This is a genomic window from Psychrobacter sp. P11F6 (genome assembly GCF_001435295.1).
Classification (GTDB): Bacteria; Pseudomonadota; Gammaproteobacteria; order Pseudomonadales; family Moraxellaceae; genus Psychrobacter.
Window position 1 is genome coordinate 1,061,613 of the sequence record NZ_CM003594.1, and the last position, 21,203, is coordinate 1,082,815.

General features: G+C 41.6%; 19 protein-coding genes. 18 read left to right on the top strand and 1 reads right to left on the bottom strand.

Going from position 1 to position 21,203, the window contains the following annotated elements:
- Positions 1-288: 288 nt before the first annotated feature.
- The 16 genes from cgtA (at position 289) to AK822_RS04495 (ending at position 18,567) form a co-directional block, all read left to right on the top strand.
- Positions 289-1,506 carry an Obg family GTPase CgtA gene (gene cgtA, locus AK822_RS04420; protein WP_060490707.1) on the top strand — a complete coding sequence of 406 codons (1,218 nt, stop codon included), beginning with the start codon at positions 289-291 and terminating at the stop codon, positions 1,504-1,506.
- A gap of 79 nt (positions 1,507-1,585) precedes the next feature.
- A complete protein-coding gene (proB, locus tag AK822_RS04425; RefSeq protein WP_045445028.1) occupies positions 1,586-2,758 on the top strand; it encodes a glutamate 5-kinase in 1,173 nt (390 codons plus the stop codon).
- Positions 2,759-3,052: 294 nt separating this feature from the next.
- Positions 3,053-4,189, top strand: coding sequence for a uroporphyrinogen decarboxylase (hemE, locus tag AK822_RS04430; RefSeq protein ID WP_060490708.1), 1,137 nt, complete (start codon positions 3,053-3,055; stop codon positions 4,187-4,189).
- Positions 4,190-4,299: 110 nt separating this feature from the next.
- Positions 4,300-5,367 carry an N-acetyl-gamma-glutamyl-phosphate reductase gene (gene argC, locus AK822_RS04435; RefSeq protein WP_055124420.1) on the top strand — a complete coding sequence of 356 codons (1,068 nt, stop codon included), beginning with the start codon at positions 4,300-4,302 and terminating at the stop codon, positions 5,365-5,367.
- A 101-nt stretch (positions 5,368-5,468) separates the two neighbouring features.
- Positions 5,469-6,335, top strand: coding sequence for a hypothetical protein (locus tag AK822_RS04440; protein WP_060490709.1), 867 nt, complete (start codon positions 5,469-5,471; stop codon positions 6,333-6,335).
- Positions 6,336-6,437: 102 nt separating this feature from the next.
- Positions 6,438-6,845 (top strand): ATP-dependent Clp protease adaptor ClpS, encoded by a 408-nt coding sequence (locus AK822_RS04445; protein ID WP_087814601.1) that lies wholly within the window; start codon positions 6,438-6,440, stop codon positions 6,843-6,845.
- A gap of 722 nt (positions 6,846-7,567) precedes the next feature.
- Positions 7,568-10,141, top strand: coding sequence for an AAA family ATPase (locus AK822_RS04450; RefSeq protein ID WP_060490710.1), 2,574 nt, complete (start codon positions 7,568-7,570; stop codon positions 10,139-10,141).
- A 179-nt stretch (positions 10,142-10,320) separates the two neighbouring features.
- Positions 10,321-11,058, top strand: coding sequence for a uracil-DNA glycosylase (locus AK822_RS04455; protein WP_060490711.1), 738 nt, complete (start codon positions 10,321-10,323; stop codon positions 11,056-11,058).
- A gap of 12 nt (positions 11,059-11,070) precedes the next feature.
- Positions 11,071-11,646, top strand: a complete 576-nt coding sequence (tadA, locus tag AK822_RS04460) for a tRNA adenosine(34) deaminase TadA (RefSeq protein WP_087945559.1) — start codon at positions 11,071-11,073, stop codon at positions 11,644-11,646.
- A 171-nt stretch (positions 11,647-11,817) separates the two neighbouring features.
- Positions 11,818-12,600, top strand: coding sequence for a (d)CMP kinase (gene cmk / locus AK822_RS04465; RefSeq protein WP_060490712.1), 783 nt, complete (start codon positions 11,818-11,820; stop codon positions 12,598-12,600).
- 310 nt (positions 12,601-12,910) lie between these two features.
- Positions 12,911-14,602 (top strand): 30S ribosomal protein S1, encoded by a 1,692-nt coding sequence (gene rpsA / locus AK822_RS04470; protein WP_055124414.1) that lies wholly within the window; start codon positions 12,911-12,913, stop codon positions 14,600-14,602.
- A gap of 326 nt (positions 14,603-14,928) precedes the next feature.
- Positions 14,929-15,234, top strand: a complete 306-nt coding sequence (locus AK822_RS04475) for an integration host factor subunit beta (protein WP_045445047.1) — start codon at positions 14,929-14,931, stop codon at positions 15,232-15,234.
- 172 nt (positions 15,235-15,406) lie between these two features.
- Positions 15,407-15,820 (top strand): lipopolysaccharide assembly protein LapA domain-containing protein, encoded by a 414-nt coding sequence (locus tag AK822_RS04480; protein WP_060490713.1) that lies wholly within the window; start codon positions 15,407-15,409, stop codon positions 15,818-15,820.
- Positions 15,821-15,894: 74 nt separating this feature from the next.
- Complete coding sequence (pyrF, locus tag AK822_RS04485; RefSeq protein ID WP_060490714.1) at positions 15,895-16,593, top strand: orotidine-5'-phosphate decarboxylase; 699 nt, start codon at positions 15,895-15,897, stop codon at positions 16,591-16,593.
- A gap of 155 nt (positions 16,594-16,748) precedes the next feature.
- Positions 16,749-17,546, top strand: a complete 798-nt coding sequence (locus tag AK822_RS04490; RefSeq protein ID WP_228139061.1) for a metallophosphoesterase — start codon at positions 16,749-16,751, stop codon at positions 17,544-17,546.
- Between the two features lie 184 nt (positions 17,547-17,730).
- Positions 17,731-18,567, top strand: coding sequence for a histidine phosphatase family protein (locus AK822_RS04495; protein WP_060492173.1), 837 nt, complete (start codon positions 17,731-17,733; stop codon positions 18,565-18,567).
- Between the two features lie 145 nt (positions 18,568-18,712).
- Here AK822_RS04495 and rpsT read toward each other — a convergent pair whose 3' ends face one another.
- Positions 18,713-18,979: a 30S ribosomal protein S20 gene (gene rpsT / locus AK822_RS04500; RefSeq protein WP_010200097.1), complete on the bottom strand. Its 267-nt coding sequence runs from the start codon at positions 18,977-18,979 to the stop codon at positions 18,713-18,715.
- A 747-nt stretch (positions 18,980-19,726) separates the two neighbouring features.
- Here rpsT and AK822_RS04505 point away from each other — a divergent pair.
- Positions 19,727-20,428 carry an NAD-dependent epimerase/dehydratase family protein gene (locus AK822_RS04505; RefSeq protein ID WP_055124410.1) on the top strand — a complete coding sequence of 234 codons (702 nt, stop codon included), beginning with the start codon at positions 19,727-19,729 and terminating at the stop codon, positions 20,426-20,428.
- Positions 20,429-20,531: 103 nt separating this feature from the next.
- On the top strand, positions 20,532-21,065 hold the full coding sequence (rraA, locus tag AK822_RS04510) for a ribonuclease E activity regulator RraA (RefSeq protein ID WP_060492174.1): 534 nt from the start codon (positions 20,532-20,534) through the stop codon (positions 21,063-21,065).
- Positions 21,066-21,203 lie beyond the last annotated feature (138 nt).

The following is a 21,203-nucleotide window of genomic DNA, read 5'->3' on the forward strand; positions in this document are numbered from 1 at the left end:
TTGTACAGCAGTAGTGAGTTTTTAATATTGAGGTACTCTTTATAAGAAAGTACTTTAATAGTCACTTTTAGCATGGACAAATAGATGTGATTTTTTAAGTTAATATATACCGCACCCGATAGTCCAATTGGTTATCGGGTGTTATTGTCATAAATAAAGCAATGATATAATGATATATAGCAACATAGACGTAAGTCTCCTATTTTTTAAAAGATACCTATAGGCAAAAGAAGCAGTATATGACTGCTATTGAGTCTATAAACTAGAGTGTAAATAAAGGAACGTAAGATGCGATTTATTGATGAAGCCGTCGTAACGGTAAAAGCAGGTGACGGTGGTAACGGAATCGCCAGTTTTCGCCGAGAAAAGTATGTCCCACGTGGTGGACCTGATGGTGGAGATGGTGGCAAGGGCGGAGATATTTACGTCATTGCAGAGGATAACACCAACACCCTAGTGGACTATCGTTATACCCGTCGTCACGATGCTATGCGAGCAGAGAATGGCCACAGTAGAAACTGTTCAGGCAAGGGCTCTGATGATTTGTTTTTACCAGTACCTATCGGTACCACGGTAGTTGATACCGAAACTGACGAAGTGTTGGGTGACTTGATTGAACTTGGTCAGACGTTACTGATTGCCAAAGGTGGTGATGGCGGTTTGGGCAATACCCATTTTAAGAGCTCTACCAACCAAGCACCGCGTAAATCGACGTCTGGTTTTGAAGGTGAGTTAAAAGTTCTTAAATTTGAGCTAAAAGTTGTGGCTGATGTTGGCTTGATTGGTTTGCCTAATGCTGGTAAATCTACCTTTATTCGTCAAGTCTCTGCTGCTAGACCAAAAGTTGCTGACTATCCGTTTACCACCCTCGTTCCGAATCTAGGTGTGGTTGATATCGGTCGTCATCGCTCATTTGTGATGGCAGATATTCCAGGTTTGATCGAAGGTGCTTCAGAAGGGGCTGGACTTGGCATTCGTTTCTTAAAACATGTGGCTCGTACTCGTCGTCTGTTACATGTGGTTGATGTAAAGCCAATTGATGGCAGCGATCCGGTAGCCAACGCTCGTGTTATCTTGAATGAACTTGAGCGTTTTTCGCCTGAGTTATCCAACTTGCCCCAGATTTTGATATTAAACAAAATTGATCAGGTGCCTGACGAAGAGTTAGATGAGCTTTGTACTCATATTGTCGCCGAGCTTGATTGGACAGGCGATGTATTTCGCACGTCAACCTTAATGGGTGAAGGGACTGATGCAGTTAAATATCATTTAATGAATGAGATTGAACTAGAGCGTGAGCGTGAACTAGAAGATCCTATCTTCGCTGAAGCACAAAGAACCCGTTTTGAGCGCTTAGAAGTAGAAGTACGTCTAAATACTGAGGCGCAGCGTGAAGCCTATCGTGCGGCTCGTAAAGCGGCTCGCGAAGGTGTAGATTTAAGCGACGAGGATGCTGATTTTGACGATGACGACGAAGATGGTGTTGAGGTCATTTATGTTCCTTAAGCTAACAGGCTTGAGCTGATATACTTGAATTTTTTAGATCAATCCCCGTAATCAATTTACATGAGAGACAGGAGTTTATATGGCAGGTGACATAGAAAACACGACCGAAGAAGCAAGGTTTATTAAACAAACTCGCAACTTTGATATTCAGCGCGTTATTGTCAAGATTGGCTCATCGTTGTTAACCAATAACGGTCGAGGGCTGGATCGAACTGCCATATACGAGTGGGCAAAGCAGATTGCCAAGCTGCACAAGCAAGGCGTCGAAGTACTGCTAGTATCGTCAGGTGCCGTTGCTGAAGGGGTGGTACGAATGAACCTTGAGGAGCGCCCGAAGAAACTAGCAGCACTACAGGCCTGTGCTTCTATTGGTCAAATGGGTTTGATTGAAACGTGGTGGTCAGCATTAATCCAACATGGTATTCAAAGCTCGCAGCTGCTACTGACGCATGATGATTTGTCTAATCGTAGCCGTTATCTCAATACGACAGGTGCACTGACACAATTACTAGAGTGGCGCGTGCTCCCAGTTATTAATGAAAACGACACTATTACCATTGATGAAATTAAATTTGGTGATAACGATACTTTGGGCGCGATGGCAGCGGCGATGGTCAATGCCGATTTATATATCATTTTAACCGATCAAGATGGGGTGTTTACGGACAACCCACGTGACAATCCTAATGCAAAAATGATTCGCCAAGAGCGTGCGATGGCGGATTACTTATTTGATATTGCAGGGGATGGTGGCAAGCTTGGTCGCGGCGGTATGCTGACCAAAATTCGTGCTGGTCGTCTTGCAGCGATGGGTGGTTGTCCAACCGTTATCGTGAGCGGTGCTATCGATGATGTTATTACTCGTGTGGTATCAGGCGAAGCGGTTGGTACTTTATTGACCACCAATGATCAAGACAAAATCATTGCACGCAAACAATGGCTTGCCGCACATTTACGTATGTCAGGTACTCTTATAGTCGATGCAGGCGCAGCAAAAGCGGTTGTCGAGCATCACAAGAGCTTGCTACCGGTCGGCGTTGTGGAAGTACGCGGTGATTTCGACGAAGGTGACGTGGTTGAGGTGGTACACCAAGATACGGGTGAGCGTTTAGCGGTTGGACAAGTGAACTTCTCCTCTCGTGATGCTTGCCGAGTGGCTCGTGAGCGTACTGAGCAGTTTGATAGAATTCTTGGTAATAATGAAGAGCGTGTGGTCATGGTACACCGTGATAATTTAGCGCTGACCATGTAGACCATTGATGGTATTCATCCGATTTCAAATATGAGCACGATATTATTGATTAAAGACCAACGGCAAATGACGCTCTAAAAAGCACAAATACTTTTAATGATTATTGTTTTTATGATTGTTAATGCGAGAGATATTAACCAATAAATTGTTATTAGCGAATATCTCATTATTTGTGGTTTTTTTAGCATAGATTGTCGCTATCTAAACGTTTTAATATTCTTTTATTCAACTTATTTTATCTAGCACCGTATTCATTGATGATCATGAATGCGGTGTTGTTTTGGAGATTTGTACATGAGTGCTTCAGACAATAGTAACTCGATTCAGCAAGAGTTTGCGCCTTTAAAGAACGACAGATTGTTACGGGCATTACGCTTTGAGACGATAGACACCACGCCAGTCTGGATGATGCGTCAAGCTGGTCGTTATTTACCAGAATATAAGGCCACTCGTGCAGAAGCGGGCGACTTTATGAGCCTGTGTAAAGATACGGACCGCGCCACTGAAGTTACTTTACAGCCACTACGCCGTTATGATTTAGATGCTGCTATCTTATTTAGTGATATTTTGACCATACCTGACGCTATGGGATTGGGCTTATACTTTGAGGCGGGCGAAGGCCCTAAGTTTAAACATCCTATTCGTACGCAAGCAGACTTAGATAGATTGCCAGTACTTGAACCCAATGATTCTCTTGATTATGTCATGCGTGCGGTGACGAGCATCCGCAAAGCACTAAATGGTCAAGTGCCGTTATTTGGTTTCTCTGGTAGTCCATGGACATTGGCCACCTACATGATTGAAGGCGGCAGCTCAAAAGACTATCGTTATACTAAAGGCTTTTTGTATAGCAACCCTGATTTTTTGCATCAATTATTAGATAAATTAGCCACTTCTGTCATTGATTATCTAGATGCACAGGTGGTCGCTGGTGCTCAAATTTTACAGATTTTTGATAGTTGGGGCGGGGCGCTTGGCCATCGTCAGTTTATCGATTTTTCTCATGCTTATAATAAGCGTATTGTCGCTGAATTAAAAGTACGCCATCCGCAGATACCAGTGGTATTATTTACCAAAGGCGGTGGGTTATGGTTGGATGTGCAAGCAGATAGTCAGGCCGATGTTTTAGGGTTGGATTGGACGATGCCCATTGATCGTGCACGCCAAGTATTGGCTGAAAGTCAGCGTCAATTGACCAAACAGCATAAAAAACTACAGAGTAGTAAAGCCATTCAAGGCAACTTGGATCCAGCAACATTGTATGGTTCACCTGCGACGATTCGTGCTGAAGTAAATGCAATGCTTGATAGTGCTTATGCAAGCGGCGAAAAAACGGGTTATATAGCAAACTTAGGTCATGGTATTACACAGTGGGTCAATCCTGACAATGCCAAAGTATTTATCGATGCGGTGCACGATTATAAAATCTAAAGCCGCTTGAATCTAAAAATGACAAAGTTCAGGCATATAAGCGAGCTTTCTATCTAAGATTTGTTTAACAAACACTGATATTTACCAAGTAAAATAAAAAGGAATATCTTATGATTTCAGCAGCGATTGTTGGTGGCACAGGTTATACGGGTATTGAGCTGATTCGCTTGTTATCTGCGCATCCTGAAGTATCTATTGATTTGCTAACCTCGCGTAGCGAAGCTGGTACACGCGCTGATGAGATATTTCCAAGCTTACGCGGTATATCAGATATTGTCTTTAGCGACTTGGGCGATGAGACGCTTGCAACGCTGCAAAAGTGTGATGTGGTCTTTTTTGCCACTCCACATGGCGTAGCGATGAAGCAAGCAGAGGCGCTAACGCAAGCTGGTGTGAAAGTCATTGATTTGGCTGCTGATTTTCGTTTGCAGTCACTGTCCGATTTTGAACACTGGTATCAGCAGTCGCATGCTTGTCCTGAGCTACTAAAGACAGCTGTTTATGGTTTACCTGAAGTGAATCGCGATAAACTTGCCACTGCTTTAGTCGTCGGTAATCCTGGTTGTTATCCGACCACTGCTATTTTGGGTTTGAAACCAATAATCGATATGCAAAATAAGCAAGCAGAGAGATTGGTGGAATCACGCATCGTTATCGATGCAAAGTCTGGTGTTTCTGGCGCTGGTCGCCAAGCTTCACTTGCGCTTAATTATGCTGAAACTACTGATAACTTTAAAGCTTATAGCGTTGAAGGACATCGTCACCTGCCCGAGATTGAGCAAGGCGTGGCGCAGTTATTAGACAGTCAGTTCACCCATCGCATTCGTTTTTTACCGCACCTTGTGCCGATGATACGTGGCATGCTGAGCTCTATTCATCTTGAGCTGACGGATGCGGGTGCTGCTATTGATTGGCAGCAGATATTTGAAACATGCTATGAATCAGAGGCGTTTATTGATGTCATGCCAAAAGGTATTTATCCAGATACCCGTAGTGTCCGCGCCAGTAACCGTTTACGTATTGCTGTACATCAAGACAATGAACGTGCGGAATTGACAGTGATTGTCGTACAAGACAATTTGGTAAAAGGGGCAGCAGGACAAGCGGTACAAAATATGAATGTCATGTTCGGATTCGATGAAACAATGGGTCTAAACTTTGCACCTATTGTTCCGTAGCAGATGTTTAGCTGTGGTCAAATCATTCACATTTATGGTGCTAGGTATTGATTATAAATTCCGCTATAATATTGCCATTACTGTTAAGAGATATTGTCTAAATGCGTGTCAAGCTTGTACGACGCTTTTGCTCACAGCCCGCACTTTCATCGTGCAAAGACTCTGATTTGTATCATTTAGAGCGTAGTCCGCATTCTCTTAAAACCAATGCTAGTTCAGTAACTAAGGTAGGTGGTACCCAACAAGGGGCATCCACATTGGTGTTGGCTCTCTTTGTCGTTGTCATATTGGTGACTGCCATTGTTGGATTGATATTCGGTCATAAATTAGGATATCAGCGTGGCTTTCATTCTATGCAAACTGAAACCAAGCAAGCGATGATCAATAGCACTGAGGCAACAGAAGCGCTTGAAGATTTACGTCTTAGTCATAAAATAGCGGCCAATCAAGCGGCTACTGCTAAGCAAGAGCTGGCGATTAGCTTGGCTAATATCAAAGAGTTGCGTGAAAACCAGCAAGAATTAACGGTTGAGAATAGACAAGTCTCTCAACTGAATGAATTATATGCTGATGTCCTTCGTGACAAAGGCGGCATGCCTTTACAAGTAATAGCAGCAAAGATTGAGCCGTTACCTGAAAATGCCTTCGAATATGGTTTCGATATAGGCATGCTTGCTAGCGATGGCAAAGCCAAACGCCTAAAGCCAACGTTGACGTTGCTCAATGACGATGATTTTGTAGAGGTGCCGCTAGATCCTCCAGTTTATACCATTGAAGGTATCGTTCGTATTCGTGGTCGTTTCATGATGCCATCAGGCTTTAAACCGTTACAAGTCAAACTCAGCTTACTAGCTGGCGGGCAACAAGTGGAGCAGCTCTATGATTGGAAGCTTGGCGAGCGAGTTGATAATATGCCGCTATCACTTTTAGATTTACCTGAAGTCGACGAAAGTCCGATTGAGCCTTAATCTATTCATATTTAAGAGCGCTATAATAAGCATTGCATTTGCCAACCTCTGTTAGCGCTCTTTATTCTGTTATAAATATAACCATTAATTTGTATGCCAATTATGATAAAACAAACCCTATTGCAAGCGTTGCCAACTGTTGCTGATTGGCACTTTCCAACCATACCTGCTCATCGTGCACAAGATGGTGATACGGACGGCGAGACCTCACCACAAGCAGATGTATTGGTAGCAGAGCCAGAAGTGGCTAAGCCGCCTATGTATGCCGTCGTTATGTATAATGATAATTATACGCCGATGGAGTTCGTTGTTTATATTTTACAGTCTGAATTTCGTCATAGTATGGATTCGGCAGTCGAAGTTATGCTGACGATTCACAACAGTAGCAAAGGCATTGCTGGTATCTATCCTAAAGATATCGCTGAGACCAAAGCCAAAAAGGTAAACAGTCTGGCACATCGTGAAGGCTATCCATTATTGACCCAGATTGAGCCACATCAAGGCGAATAAGAAAATAGCGTAAATATGAATTTAAAGTTCTATCTTCTTTTCGTGTTTTTATCTTATTATTTTCAATGGTTTTATCGTTTAGAAACCCTTTCAAGCTCTAAAAACCGCTCATTGTGAGCTTGATAGGCACTCTGTATCCAAGCAGTCACTCATAAATTCTTTATTATAAAAACTTCCTAACCTTGATTTTTCTTTAATATACCCTTATCTATATTAAGTCATCACATCAAACAGCTGTCTAAATTTTATAGAAATGATTGCTGCACTCGTATCATTTTCTAGTCATCCTATTAACTTGAATTTTTCTATAATTTAATCAGTTGATGGCTTAAAAAAGTCACTTGTATCCTTCACTCTCTCATCTATTATTCTATTACCCATTTCTCCTTTATTTGCTCAGCTTTTGAAGCTTTCATGCTATTTCGTTACTATAAATATTGATGCGCAGTACGCCTTGATACATTTTAGTCTGTGTTAATAGATTGACTCTTCTTAAGTATCGTGTTGAGATAAAGAAAAGCAAGTATGAGTGATCAAAACGCTTAATTGGTGATAAGTAGATAGCATTGCTACTTGAGTAATACATGGTCAATATCATTTAGCGCTGTCTTTTGATAATACAGATTTAGCCCTTGAACAATCCATCTGTCGCCCTGATTTACTTACTAACTCATTCATAAAGCTATCAATTATAAAGATAGGTATAACCGTAGGAAGTCGTTATGTTAAGTCGTCATCTTGAAGTTTCTTTGCGTTTAGCAATGACACTTGCGCGCCAAAAATCGCATGAGTACCTCACTGTTGAGCATCTATTATTGGCGTTATTAGAGAATACTCACGCTGCCAATACATTAACTGCCTGTAATGCCAATGTTTCAACGCTGCGCACCGAGTTAGAAGCTTATATAAATAAGCATACGCCAACGGTAGACGCAGACACCGAGCAGTCACCGCAGCCAACCCAAAGCTTTGATCGTATTCTGCAGCGTGCTATTTTCCATGTGCAATCTATTGGCGGTGGTCGCCTTGTTGAAGGCTCAGACATTTTAGTGTCTATGTTTTCAGAGCACGATACTTATGCCGTTTATTTGCTCAAAAAGCAGGGTATTAGTCGTCTTGAGTTGACCCAATACTTATCACATGGTCAAGATAAAGACGAGCCATCTGAGCCACGTGCTTCTATGACGGGTGAACGCCGTAGTGCCTCAGAAAAAACCAGTAAGGATCCCTTGGTTGAGTTTGCGACCAACCTAAACCAGCGTGCGGCTGAAGGTAAGACGGATCCATTAATTGGACGTGGCCCTGAAATTGAGCGCGCCGCGCAAGTATTATGCCGTCGCCGTAAAAATAACCCGTTGTTGGTTGGTGAGCCAGGCGTCGGTAAAACCTCGATTGCTGAAGGTTTGGCGTGGTTGATTATTAATGATAAAGCACCGAAACCATTGAATGGCTGCGTGATTTATAGCCTTGATATCGGCTCATTAATCGCTGGTACTAAATACCGTGGTGATTTTGAAAAACGCATGAAGTCACTGCTTGATGCGCTAAAGAAAAAGCCCAATGCAATCCTATTTATTGATGAGATTCATATGATTATTGGCGCAGGGTCGTCAATGAGTAGCAATATGGACGTATCAAACTTGATTAAGCCAGCACTTGCTAATGGTGAGCTGCGCTGTATCGGCTCAACCACCTTTACCGAATACCGTCAAGTGTTTGAAAAAGACCATGCACTGTCACGTCGCTTCCAGAAGATTGATGTCAAAGAGCCGAGTGTCGATGATACAATTGATATTTTACGCGGTCTGAAGCCTCGTTATGAGGAATTTCATAACGTCGAATATACCGATGAAGCGTTGGTCACCGCCGTTCAATTATCTGCTAAGCATATTCACGAGCGTTTCTTACCAGATAAAGCGATTGATGTGATTGACGAAGCAGGTGCCTATAAGCGTTTAGGCGTAATTCCTGATGCTGATGATATTGATGCAGAAGAAAGCTTCATTGCGGATATAGAGCAAGACTTTGATGCTCAGATTGATGCCGATGTTGAGGGTCTCGATGGCGATACGTATAGCGATAGCGAAATGCAGGATGAAGCGGAAACTGCAAAAGCCAATGATCGTGCCAAATCGTTCAGTGAACCAAGAAGTGCCAAAGCTAAGAAAAAACCACCGATGAAAATCGATGTGGCGGATATTGAGGCGATTGTTGCCAAGCTTGCACGTATTCCCCCCAAGTCAGTATCAAGTGATGATAAGAGTATTCTTCAGCACTTAGATCGTGATCTTAAGCATTTAGTGTTTGGTCAAGATGAGGCAATTGAAACCTTAGCCGACGCCATTAAGCTATCGCGTGCCGGTCTCAAAGCACCAGATAAGCCTATCGGCTCGTTTATGTTTGCCGGTCCTACTGGGGTGGGTAAAACCGAAGTTTCACGTCAATTGGCAAATTTGTTAGGCGTAGAACTGGTTCGTTTTGATATGTCGGAATATATGGAAGCCCATACTGCTTCACGTCTGATTGGTGCGCCTCCTGGCTATGTCGGTTATGATCAAGGTGGTTTGTTGACTGAAAAAATCAATCAACATCCACATTGTGTGTTATTGCTTGATGAGATTGAAAAAGCGCACCCTGATGTCTTCAACTTGTTACTGCAAGTCATGGATCATGGTACGTTGACTGATAACAATGGTCGTGTGGCTATTTTTAAGCAAGTCATTGTGATTATGACGACCAACGTTGGTGCTGATAGTATTAGCCGCTCTTCAATGGGCTTTACTCAGCAAGACCATAGCCGTGATAATACGGAGTCGCTCAAACGTGTCTTTACGCCAGAGTTCCGTAACCGTTTAGATGCCATCATCCAATTTAACCCATTAGATACCTCCGTGGTGGTATCTGTGGTTGATAAATTCTTGGTTGAGCTACAAGTTCAGCTTGATGATAAACAAGTCACCTTAGAGATTGATGACGAAGTACGCGATTACTTGGCTCACAAAGGCTATGATCGCCTAATGGGTGCACGCCCAATGCAGCGTCTGATTCAAGATGAGATCAAAAAGTCATTAGCAAGTATGATTTTGTTTGGTGATTTGGTCAATGGCGGGGTAGTACATCTTACCTTAGAGCCTGAAGCTAATGATGAGCAAGATGGTGATTCTGTTAAGCTTGATAAGTACAGTGGTAAGACGGATTATAAGTCTACAGATAAAGGATCAGCAGATAGTCGCATTATCTTGACGGTCGTTGAGACTCATGAGCCACATCCAGACTCTGAGTCACTCGCCAGCTAAGTTTTTGCTACTAATGTAATAACAACGGTTACCATGTTACTGTGGTAGCCGTTTTTTTATTGCTATAATTCATAACAAAACCAACGCATGAAATCACGAGCTCTCATTCATGTGCGAGATTGGTTCACGCCCCCCATTCGATATTTATCTAATCGATAACAAATATAACAGGACATACTATGGAATTATTCGATGAACAAATGCCAAAATCGCCAGCGCAAAAACAAGCAATTTTAGACAATGTACGCTTGCCAGAAGATTGGAAAACGGCATTAGCAGACGAGTTAACTTCTAACAATATGGACGACTTGCGTGCGTTTTTAAAAGAAGCCTATCAATCAGAAAACAGTATCTATCCGCCAGCACCCTTAATATTTAACGCGTTAAACCTGACCCCTTTATCACAAGTTAAAGTCGTGATACTAGGTCAAGATCCTTATCATGGACCAGGTCAGGCAATGGGCTTATCGTTTTCGGTGCCCAAAGCCATTCCAAAGCCACCCTCACTTAATAATTTGTTAAAAGAGATGGCGAGTGACGTTGGTATCGCACCTTCAAAACATGGCGACCTGACTTACTGGGCGCAGCAAGGAGTTTTGCTATTAAATAGCTCTCTGACCGTGCGAGAAAGTGAGCCAAATAGTCATCAAAATAAAGGCTGGGAGCAGTTTACCGATGCGGTGATTGATGTGGTTAATGAACAAACAGAACATACCGTATTTATATTGTGGGGCAGTAAAGCACAGAAAAAAGGCAAATATATCAATACTGATAAGCATCTTATTCTGACAGCTGTACATCCATCACCACTTGCTGCCAATCGTGGTGGATTCTTTGGTTCCAAGCCGTTTTCTAAGACCAATGATTATCTGGTACAGTATGGGCAAACGCCTATCGATTGGCAATTACCGCAATAGTTGTCAAAATAAATGAAACATAGACAAAATATAAGCTTGAAGCCACATCCAACTGCAAATAGTCAGTTAGTTATTGAAGATATGCAAGCCAGCACATTTTGGTCACTTCAAGATATGAGCTGGATGAACATAGCTCTTAAACTTGCTAGGCAAGGTGCTGAGCGTGGAGAAGTGCCGGTAGGAGCGATACTGGTACATAATCAGCAGATTATTGGTCAAGGATTTAATGAACCAATTGGTCGTCACGATGCGACTGCTCATGCAGAGATTGTCGCATTAAGAGAAGCGTGTGCGCGCTTAAAAAACTATCGCTTACCATTACAGACAACGTTATACGTTACCTTAGAGCCTTGTACGATGTGTATCGGAGCGCTCATTCATGCGCGGGTCGATAGATTGGTCTATGCAGCGAGTGAGCCAAGAGCAGGCATGGTTGGCAGTCAGATGAACTTACCTATGCAGCCTTTTTATAATCATGCTATCGAAGTACATAATGGCTTATGTCGTGAGCATAGCAGCCAGATGCTTAAGACCTTTTTCCGTGAACGACGAAAAGCGGCAAAAAAGAAAGACAATATAAGCAATTAACAAGATATCAGTCTTGCTGCTAGTGATGGGTAAGTTTCTTTGCTATAATATCGCCCTATTTGATGACGAAATGATGAATTAATTGTCAAGCGTTTGATAAATAAGTAAATATTGTTCTGCAGCTAGCATGCATTAAGCCGTATCAGTATCGTCTACTATTAAGTGAGTATTATGACCGTTTCTACAGCTGATAACGCTATACTTGATAACTTTAGTGCTGGCAGTAATGATAACCAAGCGCCAGTGTTGCGCTATCCAGTTATCTGCATTGATGGACCAAGTGGGGCAGGTAAAGGTACGGTGACGTGGCGTTTGGCCCAAGCATTGAATTATCAACTGCTAGATTCAGGTGCTCTGTATCGTATCGTTGGACTCAAAGCATTTGAAGCGGGATTAGTTGCGGCAGACGGAAGCCAAGCCATTGACGAGTTGGCTGTATTAGCACTAACGCAGCGCCTAGAGATTGCTTTTGTACCTAACAATGCATCAGGACGTGTTGATGTTTTAGTGAATGGTGAGGCGGTTGGTGAGCAAGTTCGTAATGAAACCGTGGGCGGCTATGCATCACAAGTAGCAGTATTTCCAAAAGTTCGTCAAGCATTACTAAAGTTGCAACAAGATATGGCAACTCGTTCTGGATTGGTCGCTGATGGTCGCGATATGGGGACGGTTGTGTTCCCAGATGCGGATGTAAAAGTGTATTTGACTGCCAGTGCTGAAGCGCGTGCCGAGCGCCGCGTAACACAGTTAATAAATGCTGGTCAGACGGCAGATTTTGAAATGATTCTAGCGACAATTAAAGCTCGTGATGATCGTGATGAGAATCGGTCGACTGCACCATCAAAGCCTGCAGAAGATGCTCTACTACTAGATAGCTCTAACTTAGATGCTGATGCAGTTTATGCACAAGTGAAAAGACATTGTCAGGATAAAGGTATTTTCTTTAATAGTTAATAAAAACAAGTTAGTAAGTATGAAAAAGTTTCCTATACGCTTGATTTTAGTATAAAATCACAGTAGTAGACGCTAATAATCTCTAGAGAGTGATAAAAATATTCTTTCTAAATCATAGAGATTTAAAAGTATAAGGCATTGCAATATAAGACAGTTGTTGCTAGTGAGTTTAATAAGTTATGTGCTTACTAACAACAAACGTTTTTATATATGGTTGTATGGGATATAAAACCAGTATTCTCGTTTTATGCAATCATAAATTTGATCCGTACTGTGCTGGACAGGATACGGCTATACAAAGGTAGACATAATGGAATCATTTGCTGAACTATTTGAAGCGAGCATCGAAGAAACAGGTCTGGATATCGAGCGTGGCTCGGTTATCACTGGTACTGTTGTGGCCATTGATAACGACTGGATCACTGTTGATACTGGTCTGAAATCTGAAGGTATCGTCGCTCGTGAAGAGTTTTTAAGCGAAGAAGGCGAACTTGAAGTTGAAGTTGGCGATAGCGTTGATGTCGTGGTTGAAGCGGTTGATAACGGCATGGGTCAAACCTTGCTTTCACGTGAAAAAGCTAAGCGTGTTGAAACTTGGAACTTCCTTGAAAAAATCGCTGATAATGATGAAATCGTAAAAGGTATCATCTCAAGCAAAGTTAAAGGTGGCTTTACCGTTGATATCGGTTCAGTACGCGCGTTCCTACCAGGTTCATTGGTAGATGTACGTCCTATCCGTGACACCACGCATCTTGAAGGCAAAGAGCTAGAATTCAAAGTTATCAAACTTGATCAAAAACGCAACAACGTTGTTGTTAGCCGTCGTGCAGTTATGGAAGCTGAAAATTCAGCTGAGCGCGAAGAGCTATTGAACAAGCTTGAAGAAGGCATCGAGATCGAAGGTATCGTTAAGAACCTTACTGATTACGGCGCATTCGTTGATCTAGGTGGTATCGATGGTCTATTGCACATCACTGACATGGCATGGCGCCGTATCAAGCATCCATCTGAAGTTGTTGAAGTTGGTCAAGACCTAAAAGTTAAAGTATTGAAGTTTGACCGTGAGCGCAATCGCGTTAGCCTAGGTCTAAAACAACTTGGTACTGATCCTTGGGATAACGTTGGCGGCACATACCCAGTAGGTAGTGTGGTTAAAGCACGCGTAACCAACTTAACTGATTATGGTTGTTTCGCTGAGATTTCTGAAGGTATTGAAGGTCTAGTACACGTGTCAGAAATGGATCATACCAACAAAAACATCCACCCATCAAAAGTTGTTCAAGTGGGCGATGAAGTTGAAGTAATGATTCTTGATATCGATGAAGAGCGTCGTCGTATCAGCTTAGGTATCAAACAAACTCTTGCTAACCCATGGGATGAGTTTGATAAGAAACATGAGCGCGGTGATAAAATCACTGGTACGATCAAATCAATCACTGACTTCGGTATCTTTATCGGTCTAGACGGTGGTATTGATGGTCTTGTTCATCTATCTGATATCTCTTGGAACGAAACTGGCGAAGACGCTATCCGTAACTACAATAAAGGCGACACCGTTGAAGCAATGGTATTGTCAGTAGATGCAGAAGCAAACCGTATCAGCCTAGGCGTGAAGCAGTTAAGCTCTGATCCATTCAACGAATACCTAGTCAACAATGACCGCGGTGCTATCGTTAATGGTAAAGTAAAAGAAGTAGATGCTAAAGGCGCTACTATCGAGCTTGCTGACGAAGTTGAAGCGTATCTACGTGCCTCTGAAATTCAACGTGACCGTGTTGAAGATGCGACTAAGCATTTGAGCGTTGGTGATGACGTTGAAGCGAAAATCATCAGTGTTGATCGTAAAACTCGCAACATCAACTTGTCTATCAAAGCGAAAGACGAAGCTGAAGAGCGTCAAGCGATTAAAGAGCTAAGCAGCACTAGCACGACTAGTACTACTGCCAGTTCTGATGCACAGCCAAAAACAATTGGTGACTTGATCAAAGAGCAAATGCAGTAAGCTGCACGTTACTGATATAAGATTATAAAAGAAGCGACTATGGTCGCTTTTTTTTTGCTTAAATTTTAAGTGTACTATTAATCAATGAGGTTTTTGCTCAAACAGGCAAACTCTTATTTCCATTTACCGTAATATCCGCTATCATTTGCAACATTGAGTAACGAGATGTGAATTATTACTTATTTAAGACACTGAGATTATTTTAGTGAATGGCTATTTATCCTTATGATCTTGATGTATAGCTTGTCTTAAAAGTAACCAGCTATCGAAAATGATGGTCCAATTCACAGTCATCTTATCCATTAATCAACAAGGCAAGCGTAATAATGCAGCAAGCGATTAACAAGTCCGAATTTATTAGTAATTTAAGTGCGAACTGTGACAATATGACTGATACTGTAGTCGATGATGCAGTACGTGAAATATTAAACTTGATGACCGATACGTTAGCCAATGATGGACGCGTAGAAGTTCGTGGTTTTGGCAGTTTTTGTCTGCACCATCGTCGTGCCCGTATGGGTCGAAATCCTAAAACAGGAGAAAGCGTACCTGTACCTGCCAAAGCGATACCGCACTTTAAACCAGGTAAAGCATTACGTGAAGCAGTCAATGATACAGTAGCAAATAGCTAAGTGTGTTATAAAGTATTTATTGGGTAAAATTGCCAACAAGAGTGCTTGCCAGCTACTTTTTCTAGAACTTATCACTAGTGATTTTATAAGCATATAAATGTATGGGTTGATGAAGGTTTTAGAGTGCTATTTTTAAAACACTAACGACATTCCAAATCGAGGTAGACGTCTCATGCGCTTTTTACTATTTGTATTGCTGTTTTTGAGCTTTGCTTATTCACTTGGTTTGGTGTTGGCAAATAATACCGAAGTTGGCGTAAATTTATTATTCTCGCAAGCACCGACGATGAATCTAGGATTGCTGCTGATTTTATGCCTTATGCTTGGTATTGTTATTGGCATCTTGTTGGCACTGCTTATCTTCCGTGTCTTACAGAATAAGTGGGAAATCTCGCGTTTGCAAAAAGCGAATGTGAATTTGCAAGCGCAACTGACACAAGCCAATGCTGTCATTGATCGCCAAGCAAGTGCACCAACGGTGGAAGAAGCTGTTTATGGTTCGATAGCAACCAATGTGCAAGTGCAAGACGCAGAAGTACTTACTGTAGATGAAGGCGCGAAACTTACCAAACAAAAACGAGACTAAATTATATTTTGTACTGATCTATGAGCAGTCCATATATAGTGTTTTGATAATTCTGATATAGATATGGTAAAACCATGAATAATACAATGAATTCCCCAGTCATCGTTGCCTTAGATAATATGACGATGGAGGCATCGATAGCATTAGCTGATCAGTTAGATCCAACATCATGCCGCTTAAAAGTGGGTAAAGAGCTATTTACTCGCTGTGGTCCTGAGATAATTAAGGTGCTACATCAGCGTAATTTTGACGTATTTCTAGACTTGAAATTCCATGATATTCCTAATACTACCGCTCAAGCGGTACTAGCGGCAGCTGAGCTTGGCGTATGGATGGTGAATGTGCATGCCAGCGCGGGCTTAGAGGCGATGTCATTGGCTAAACAGCGCTTGTTAGACGGTAATTTTGATACCTTGCTGATAGCCGTCACCGTGCTGACCTCTATGGATAATCAAGCATTGATGCAAACAGGTATTACCGATGGTCTAGATGCGCAAGTGAGTCGATTGGCACAATTAACCAAGCAAGCGGGTCTTGATGGTGTGGTCTGTTCAGCGCAAGAAGCTAAAACGCTTAAGACACTATGTGGTCAGGATTTTAAATTGATTACCCCTGGTATTCGCTTGCTAGACGACAATGCAGATGATCAAAAACGTATTTGTACGCCAAAACAGGCGTTAGACGATGGTTCTGATTATTTGGTGATTGGTCGTTCAATTACTCAGGCAGCAGATCCTGCGGCTAAATTACAAAAGATACTCCAAGGTATTTAGATACTTATAAAATATTTGGATATTTGAAAGGCGTTTAGAATTTTATAGTGTCAGCATGATAAAAAAGACAGCCTAATCCGCTGTCTTTTTTTAATTTTTGCGGGTATATCAAAAAGTGCTAAACTATTTACGTTTATTTAATGATATTAGAGCTTATGAAATTACAGATTTTAAGTGACTTACATATTGACAGTTATGCGCGTCAGTCACATCCGCTAGGGCATATTCCCAAAACTGATGCAGACGTGGTATTAGTCGCGGGCGATACAGCTAACAGTGATAGTGGTATGCCATGGCTACAAGAGCAGGCAGCACGTTTGCAAGTGCCTGTGATTACGATAGCTGGCAATCATGAATACTTTAATGAAGATGTGCTACATTTTGATAAAAAGCTTGCGACTTGGGATAATTATAACGCCCAGTCGCAGCAAGGCGTCCGTTTTCTACAGTGTCAACATATTGATATTGGTGACATACGTATCCTAGGTTGTACTTTATGGACAGATTACCAATATCAGGCCAATGAAGATACTATAGCTGCTGCTATGCGCTTTATGCGTGACTATAAACAAATCTATGCTGGAGGCGAGCTTTTTTCACCTGAAGTATCGATGCAAATCCATGCTAAGCAGCGTCAATGGTTAAAGCAAGCATTGATCACCGCCAGAACACTTGGCAAAAAAACTGTTGTGATGAGTCATCATAGTATCAGTCCATTATCGGTTTCTGAGAAGTATGCGAATCTACCAAGTAACGCAGCTTTTGTCAGTGATTTGTCTGGCTGGATGCATGAAGATTGGGCGCCAATACTATGGGTGCATGGACATACACACGAAGCATTTGATTACCGTATTGGTAATACACGAATCATTGTCAATCCACGTGCGTATCCAAATGAGGTGAGCAGCACTGCATTAGCATTTGCGTGGGACAAAGTCATTGATATCGGCTAAGTAATTTTAGCCTCTTGAAAGTAAATATCTTTTTAGTTATTTGTCACCTTGATTCGTATTTTTTAAAATAGTGAATATAAAATAGCGCTTATTTTAAAGTCTAACCGCCTAGACTCGTAAGCAATATTACAATTGAACTGATATTTTGTTCATTCATATCAAAAAATCTGCTACGCTTGCTACCATGAGCAAATATCTCAATAACAATCCCTCAAAACTGTCTGCTGAAAAGCTTGCGAGTCATACTCCAAGTGCTCCGGCGCCTTCGCACTTGCCTGATAGTATGATTTCCTCAGTCAGCTTATTGCCTGAAGATAAACGGCTTATTTTATTTACCAGACATTCCTTACGTGAACGCTCTGATGGCAATGGTTTTGCCAGTTATCAATTACCACTAACACCTAAAGGTCGAGTACTAGCGAAGTCGTGGGGGCGTTGGTTGGCAGGGCATTTACCGTACTCGCTTGATGTAGACAGTATCTCAAGTCCGATTGGACGCTGTATTGACACGGCGCAGCTGATGCAAGCAGGTGCGGGACTACAACGTGATATTAATCATCAGTCATTGTTGGTCGAGCCTGGTAGCTTAGTGACTGAGCCTGAAATAGCAAATCCAGTATTTAAAGAAATTGGCGTGCTCAACTTTATCAATCGATTTTTGCAAGGCAATCTTGAAGGTACCAAAAACGCTTACCAAGGCGGTCTCGATATTTTATCACTGTTTTATCAACATCAGCCGCAGCAAGGGCATCTCATGCTTGCCGTCAGTCATGATACTTTATTATCTGCTTTTTTAGCAGTGATGTTTGATGTGGTCGAGATTGATTGGAATGATTGGCCAAAGATGATGGAAGGCGTGTTTTTGTGGTTTGATGATAAGCCGTTTGAACAAGCCAGTGCACACTTCGTTTGGCGCGGTGAAGTGTATGTGCGCCCGATTCATACTTTATTAGAAGACTACCGTGCTGCCGGCTTTCATCCTAATACATTGCTCTTACCACCAGAAGTAAAATGGATCTAAATACTATTTAATCTAGATACTATTTAAAAGATTACTACTCATTTTTTGATCAGACATAAAAAAACCTTGCCCCAGTATTAGAACTAGTAACAAGGTTTTAGTCATCACGCTATAAAGGCGAGATGTGGTCTAAACGTTAACAATCTTAAGCTTGTAGGCCTTTGATAGTTTTGTTCAGGCGGCTCTTACGACGAGCAGCTTTATTCTTATGAATAATACCTTTGTCAGCCATACGATCAAGAACTGGTACCGCTTTTTTGTAAGCTTCGGTAGCCGCGTCATAATCTTTAGCTGCGATAGCCGCATCAACACGTTTTAAGTAAGTACGAACCATAGAGCGTTGTGACGCAGAGTTCTGACGACGTTTGGTGTTTTGACGGGCGCGTTTACGAGCTTGTGCAGTATTAGCCACGCGAATCTCCTTGATAAAGACAGATAAAAATATGAATGTGGATGTGGATTACAATAAAAAAGGGTTTAACCATCATCGGTAACGAGCAGCCGTCTCGCCAAACATGATGTCGATGTCTAATATTAAAGTACCTATCTGTTATTAAAGGCACCTAAATTAGCAATAGAGCATCGCAAGCGTCAAAACTGTTTGGAATAATTAAACAGCGTTAACGTGTAAAGCCGGTTATCTTAGCAAATTATCGCCCTTAGAACAATATATTTGATGATTAATGCTTAAAGAAGTTGTGTGATCATATATATGACAGTTTTTGTGTCTCTGCTCAGCTGTTTTTTGAAATATTTATCAATATTGTTGCACTAAAAACCGCTTATGAGTGAATAAATCTCTTAGCCGATAAAATCTCTTACAATAAATTCTACAGAATACCCTCAGTTATGCGTTAATTTAGGTATGATACTAGGGCATGTCCTCAATTCAATCGATGGACATCTAAATGGGCTAAAAATGGCTAAATCTTGCCAAACAATGTTAAAAAACAATGTCAAATAGCTGGTTAATATCCCGATACTGTTTAATATTCCGATAGTATCTGCGCTATTTTCCTCATTTGACTGTGATTTATCTCATTTTTATTACCATTTTCAAAATGAGGATACGCCCTAAGATGAAAAGCTTTGGTGATAGGCTTTAAAATCAGATTTTTCATTATCATCTATTTTCCAACATTATATAAATGGATAGGCTATGCAGCGAAAAGCAATTGTAATTGGCGCGACAGGATTGGTCGGACAGCATCTTGTCAAACAGCTTAGTGAGCTTTATGACACGTTAATTGTGATTGCAAGGCGTCCGCCACGCTATATCAATACCAGCATGCGTTTTTATCAGGTTAATGATTTTGATAATTTGGCTGAAATATTTGCCAGCGTTGGTGTTGATCGAAAGACGGACGCTTTTAGCTGTCTTGGTACGACTAAGAAGCAGGCTGGTAGCGATGAGGCCTTTCGAAAGGTTGATCATGATTATAATGTCAATTTTGCCAAACTGTGCCAAGAAAAAGGTGTTGAAAATTTCTTTTTGTTATCATCCATGAATGCTGATATTCATAGTCGGTTTTTATACAATCGCGTAAAAGCTGAAACTGAGCAGTCTATTATGGCGCTAGGTTTTACGCAGCTAGTTATTTTCCGTCCGTCCTTGTTACTTGGCAAGCATAAAGGTCGTCCGCTTGAAAGTATTGGTCAAAAAGCCTTTCAGCTTATCTCGCCTTTGGTATCAGAATCATTGTCACTGCATCCCATTTCCGCTAAACGCGTTGCCATTGCCATGGCGATGAGTGCGCATGATGTTTATCAGCGTAATAAATACCGTAATGAACCAGCTATCCAAACCACTGATATCATCGAAAATAAGCAAATGCTAGCGATGACTAAAGTTAAAAAATAGCCTAAGTATTAAGTTGAGGGAACGATTAAAATTAAGCCCCAGTCATAAATAATCAATCATGAATAACCAATCATACATAACAAGGAGCGTCACTATGTCAGACATGCCAGAATCAATAATAATGGATAAAGAGAACTTTGTGACCTGTGATTTATTGGATGCCAACCCTGAGTCGCAGGTGTGTTTGCCTAATATCGAAGGTAAGTCTTTTCATAGCTTTGGCGGCAAAAAGAAATTCTGCGGTGAAATTGTGACGGTGAAATGCTTCGAAGACAATAGTCGCGTCAAATCATTGCTAAATAGCGATGGTAAAGACACGGATGGTAACGGTAAGGTGTTGGTGGTTGACGGTGGTGGTTCAATGCGTTGTGCGCTGCTAGGCGACATGATTGCGCAGTCAGCGATTGATAATGGCTGGGCGGGGGTTATCGTGTACGGCTGCGTCCGTGACGTTGATGATATGGCAGCAATGGACATCGGTGTTATGGCGCTTGGTTGCATTCCGCGTAAATCGAATCGCCGCGATGAAGGTCAAACCGATATTGAAATTAGCTTTGGTGATTTAACACTAAATTCTGGTATGTTTGTCTATGCCGATAACAATGGCACTATCGCTAGCGACAAGCCATTAATTTAAAAGTGGCTTGTCATTTAACACCAGCTTAATAAATAGCACTCAAAAACCTCAGCTTAGCCGTTGAGGTTTTTACATTTAATCATCCTGTCTTTATATACGAATATAATCTTTATCAGCTATTTGTCTATTGGTTTTTTA

Excerpts from the sequence above, each read along its gene's own strand:
- cgtA (WP_060490707.1), top strand. The coding sequence starts at position 289 with ATGCGATTTATTGATGAAGCCGTCGTAACGGTAAAAGCAGGTGACGGT.
- proB (WP_045445028.1), top strand. The coding sequence starts at position 1,586 with ATGGCAGGTGACATAGAAAACACGACCGAAGAAGCAAGGTTTATTAAA.
- hemE (WP_060490708.1), top strand. The coding sequence starts at position 3,053 with ATGAGTGCTTCAGACAATAGTAACTCGATTCAGCAAGAGTTTGCGCCT.
- argC (WP_055124420.1), top strand. The coding sequence starts at position 4,300 with ATGATTTCAGCAGCGATTGTTGGTGGCACAGGTTATACGGGTATTGAG.
- AK822_RS04440 (WP_060490709.1), top strand. The coding sequence starts at position 5,469 with ATGCGTGTCAAGCTTGTACGACGCTTTTGCTCACAGCCCGCACTTTCA.
- AK822_RS04445 (WP_087814601.1), top strand. The coding sequence starts at position 6,438 with ATGATAAAACAAACCCTATTGCAAGCGTTGCCAACTGTTGCTGATTGG.
- AK822_RS04450 (WP_060490710.1), top strand. The coding sequence starts at position 7,568 with ATGTTAAGTCGTCATCTTGAAGTTTCTTTGCGTTTAGCAATGACACTT.
- AK822_RS04455 (WP_060490711.1), top strand. The coding sequence starts at position 10,321 with ATGGAATTATTCGATGAACAAATGCCAAAATCGCCAGCGCAAAAACAA.
- tadA (WP_087945559.1), top strand. The coding sequence starts at position 11,071 with ATGAAACATAGACAAAATATAAGCTTGAAGCCACATCCAACTGCAAAT.
- cmk (WP_060490712.1), top strand. The coding sequence starts at position 11,818 with ATGACCGTTTCTACAGCTGATAACGCTATACTTGATAACTTTAGTGCT.
- rpsA (WP_055124414.1), top strand. The coding sequence starts at position 12,911 with ATGGAATCATTTGCTGAACTATTTGAAGCGAGCATCGAAGAAACAGGT.
- AK822_RS04475 (WP_045445047.1), top strand. The coding sequence starts at position 14,929 with ATGCAGCAAGCGATTAACAAGTCCGAATTTATTAGTAATTTAAGTGCG.
- AK822_RS04480 (WP_060490713.1), top strand. The coding sequence starts at position 15,407 with ATGCGCTTTTTACTATTTGTATTGCTGTTTTTGAGCTTTGCTTATTCA.
- pyrF (WP_060490714.1), top strand. The coding sequence starts at position 15,895 with ATGAATAATACAATGAATTCCCCAGTCATCGTTGCCTTAGATAATATG.
- AK822_RS04490 (WP_228139061.1), top strand. The coding sequence starts at position 16,749 with ATGAAATTACAGATTTTAAGTGACTTACATATTGACAGTTATGCGCGT.
- AK822_RS04495 (WP_060492173.1), top strand. The coding sequence starts at position 17,731 with ATGAGCAAATATCTCAATAACAATCCCTCAAAACTGTCTGCTGAAAAG.
- AK822_RS04505 (WP_055124410.1), top strand. The coding sequence starts at position 19,727 with ATGCAGCGAAAAGCAATTGTAATTGGCGCGACAGGATTGGTCGGACAG.
- rraA (WP_060492174.1), top strand. The coding sequence starts at position 20,532 with ATGCCAGAATCAATAATAATGGATAAAGAGAACTTTGTGACCTGTGAT.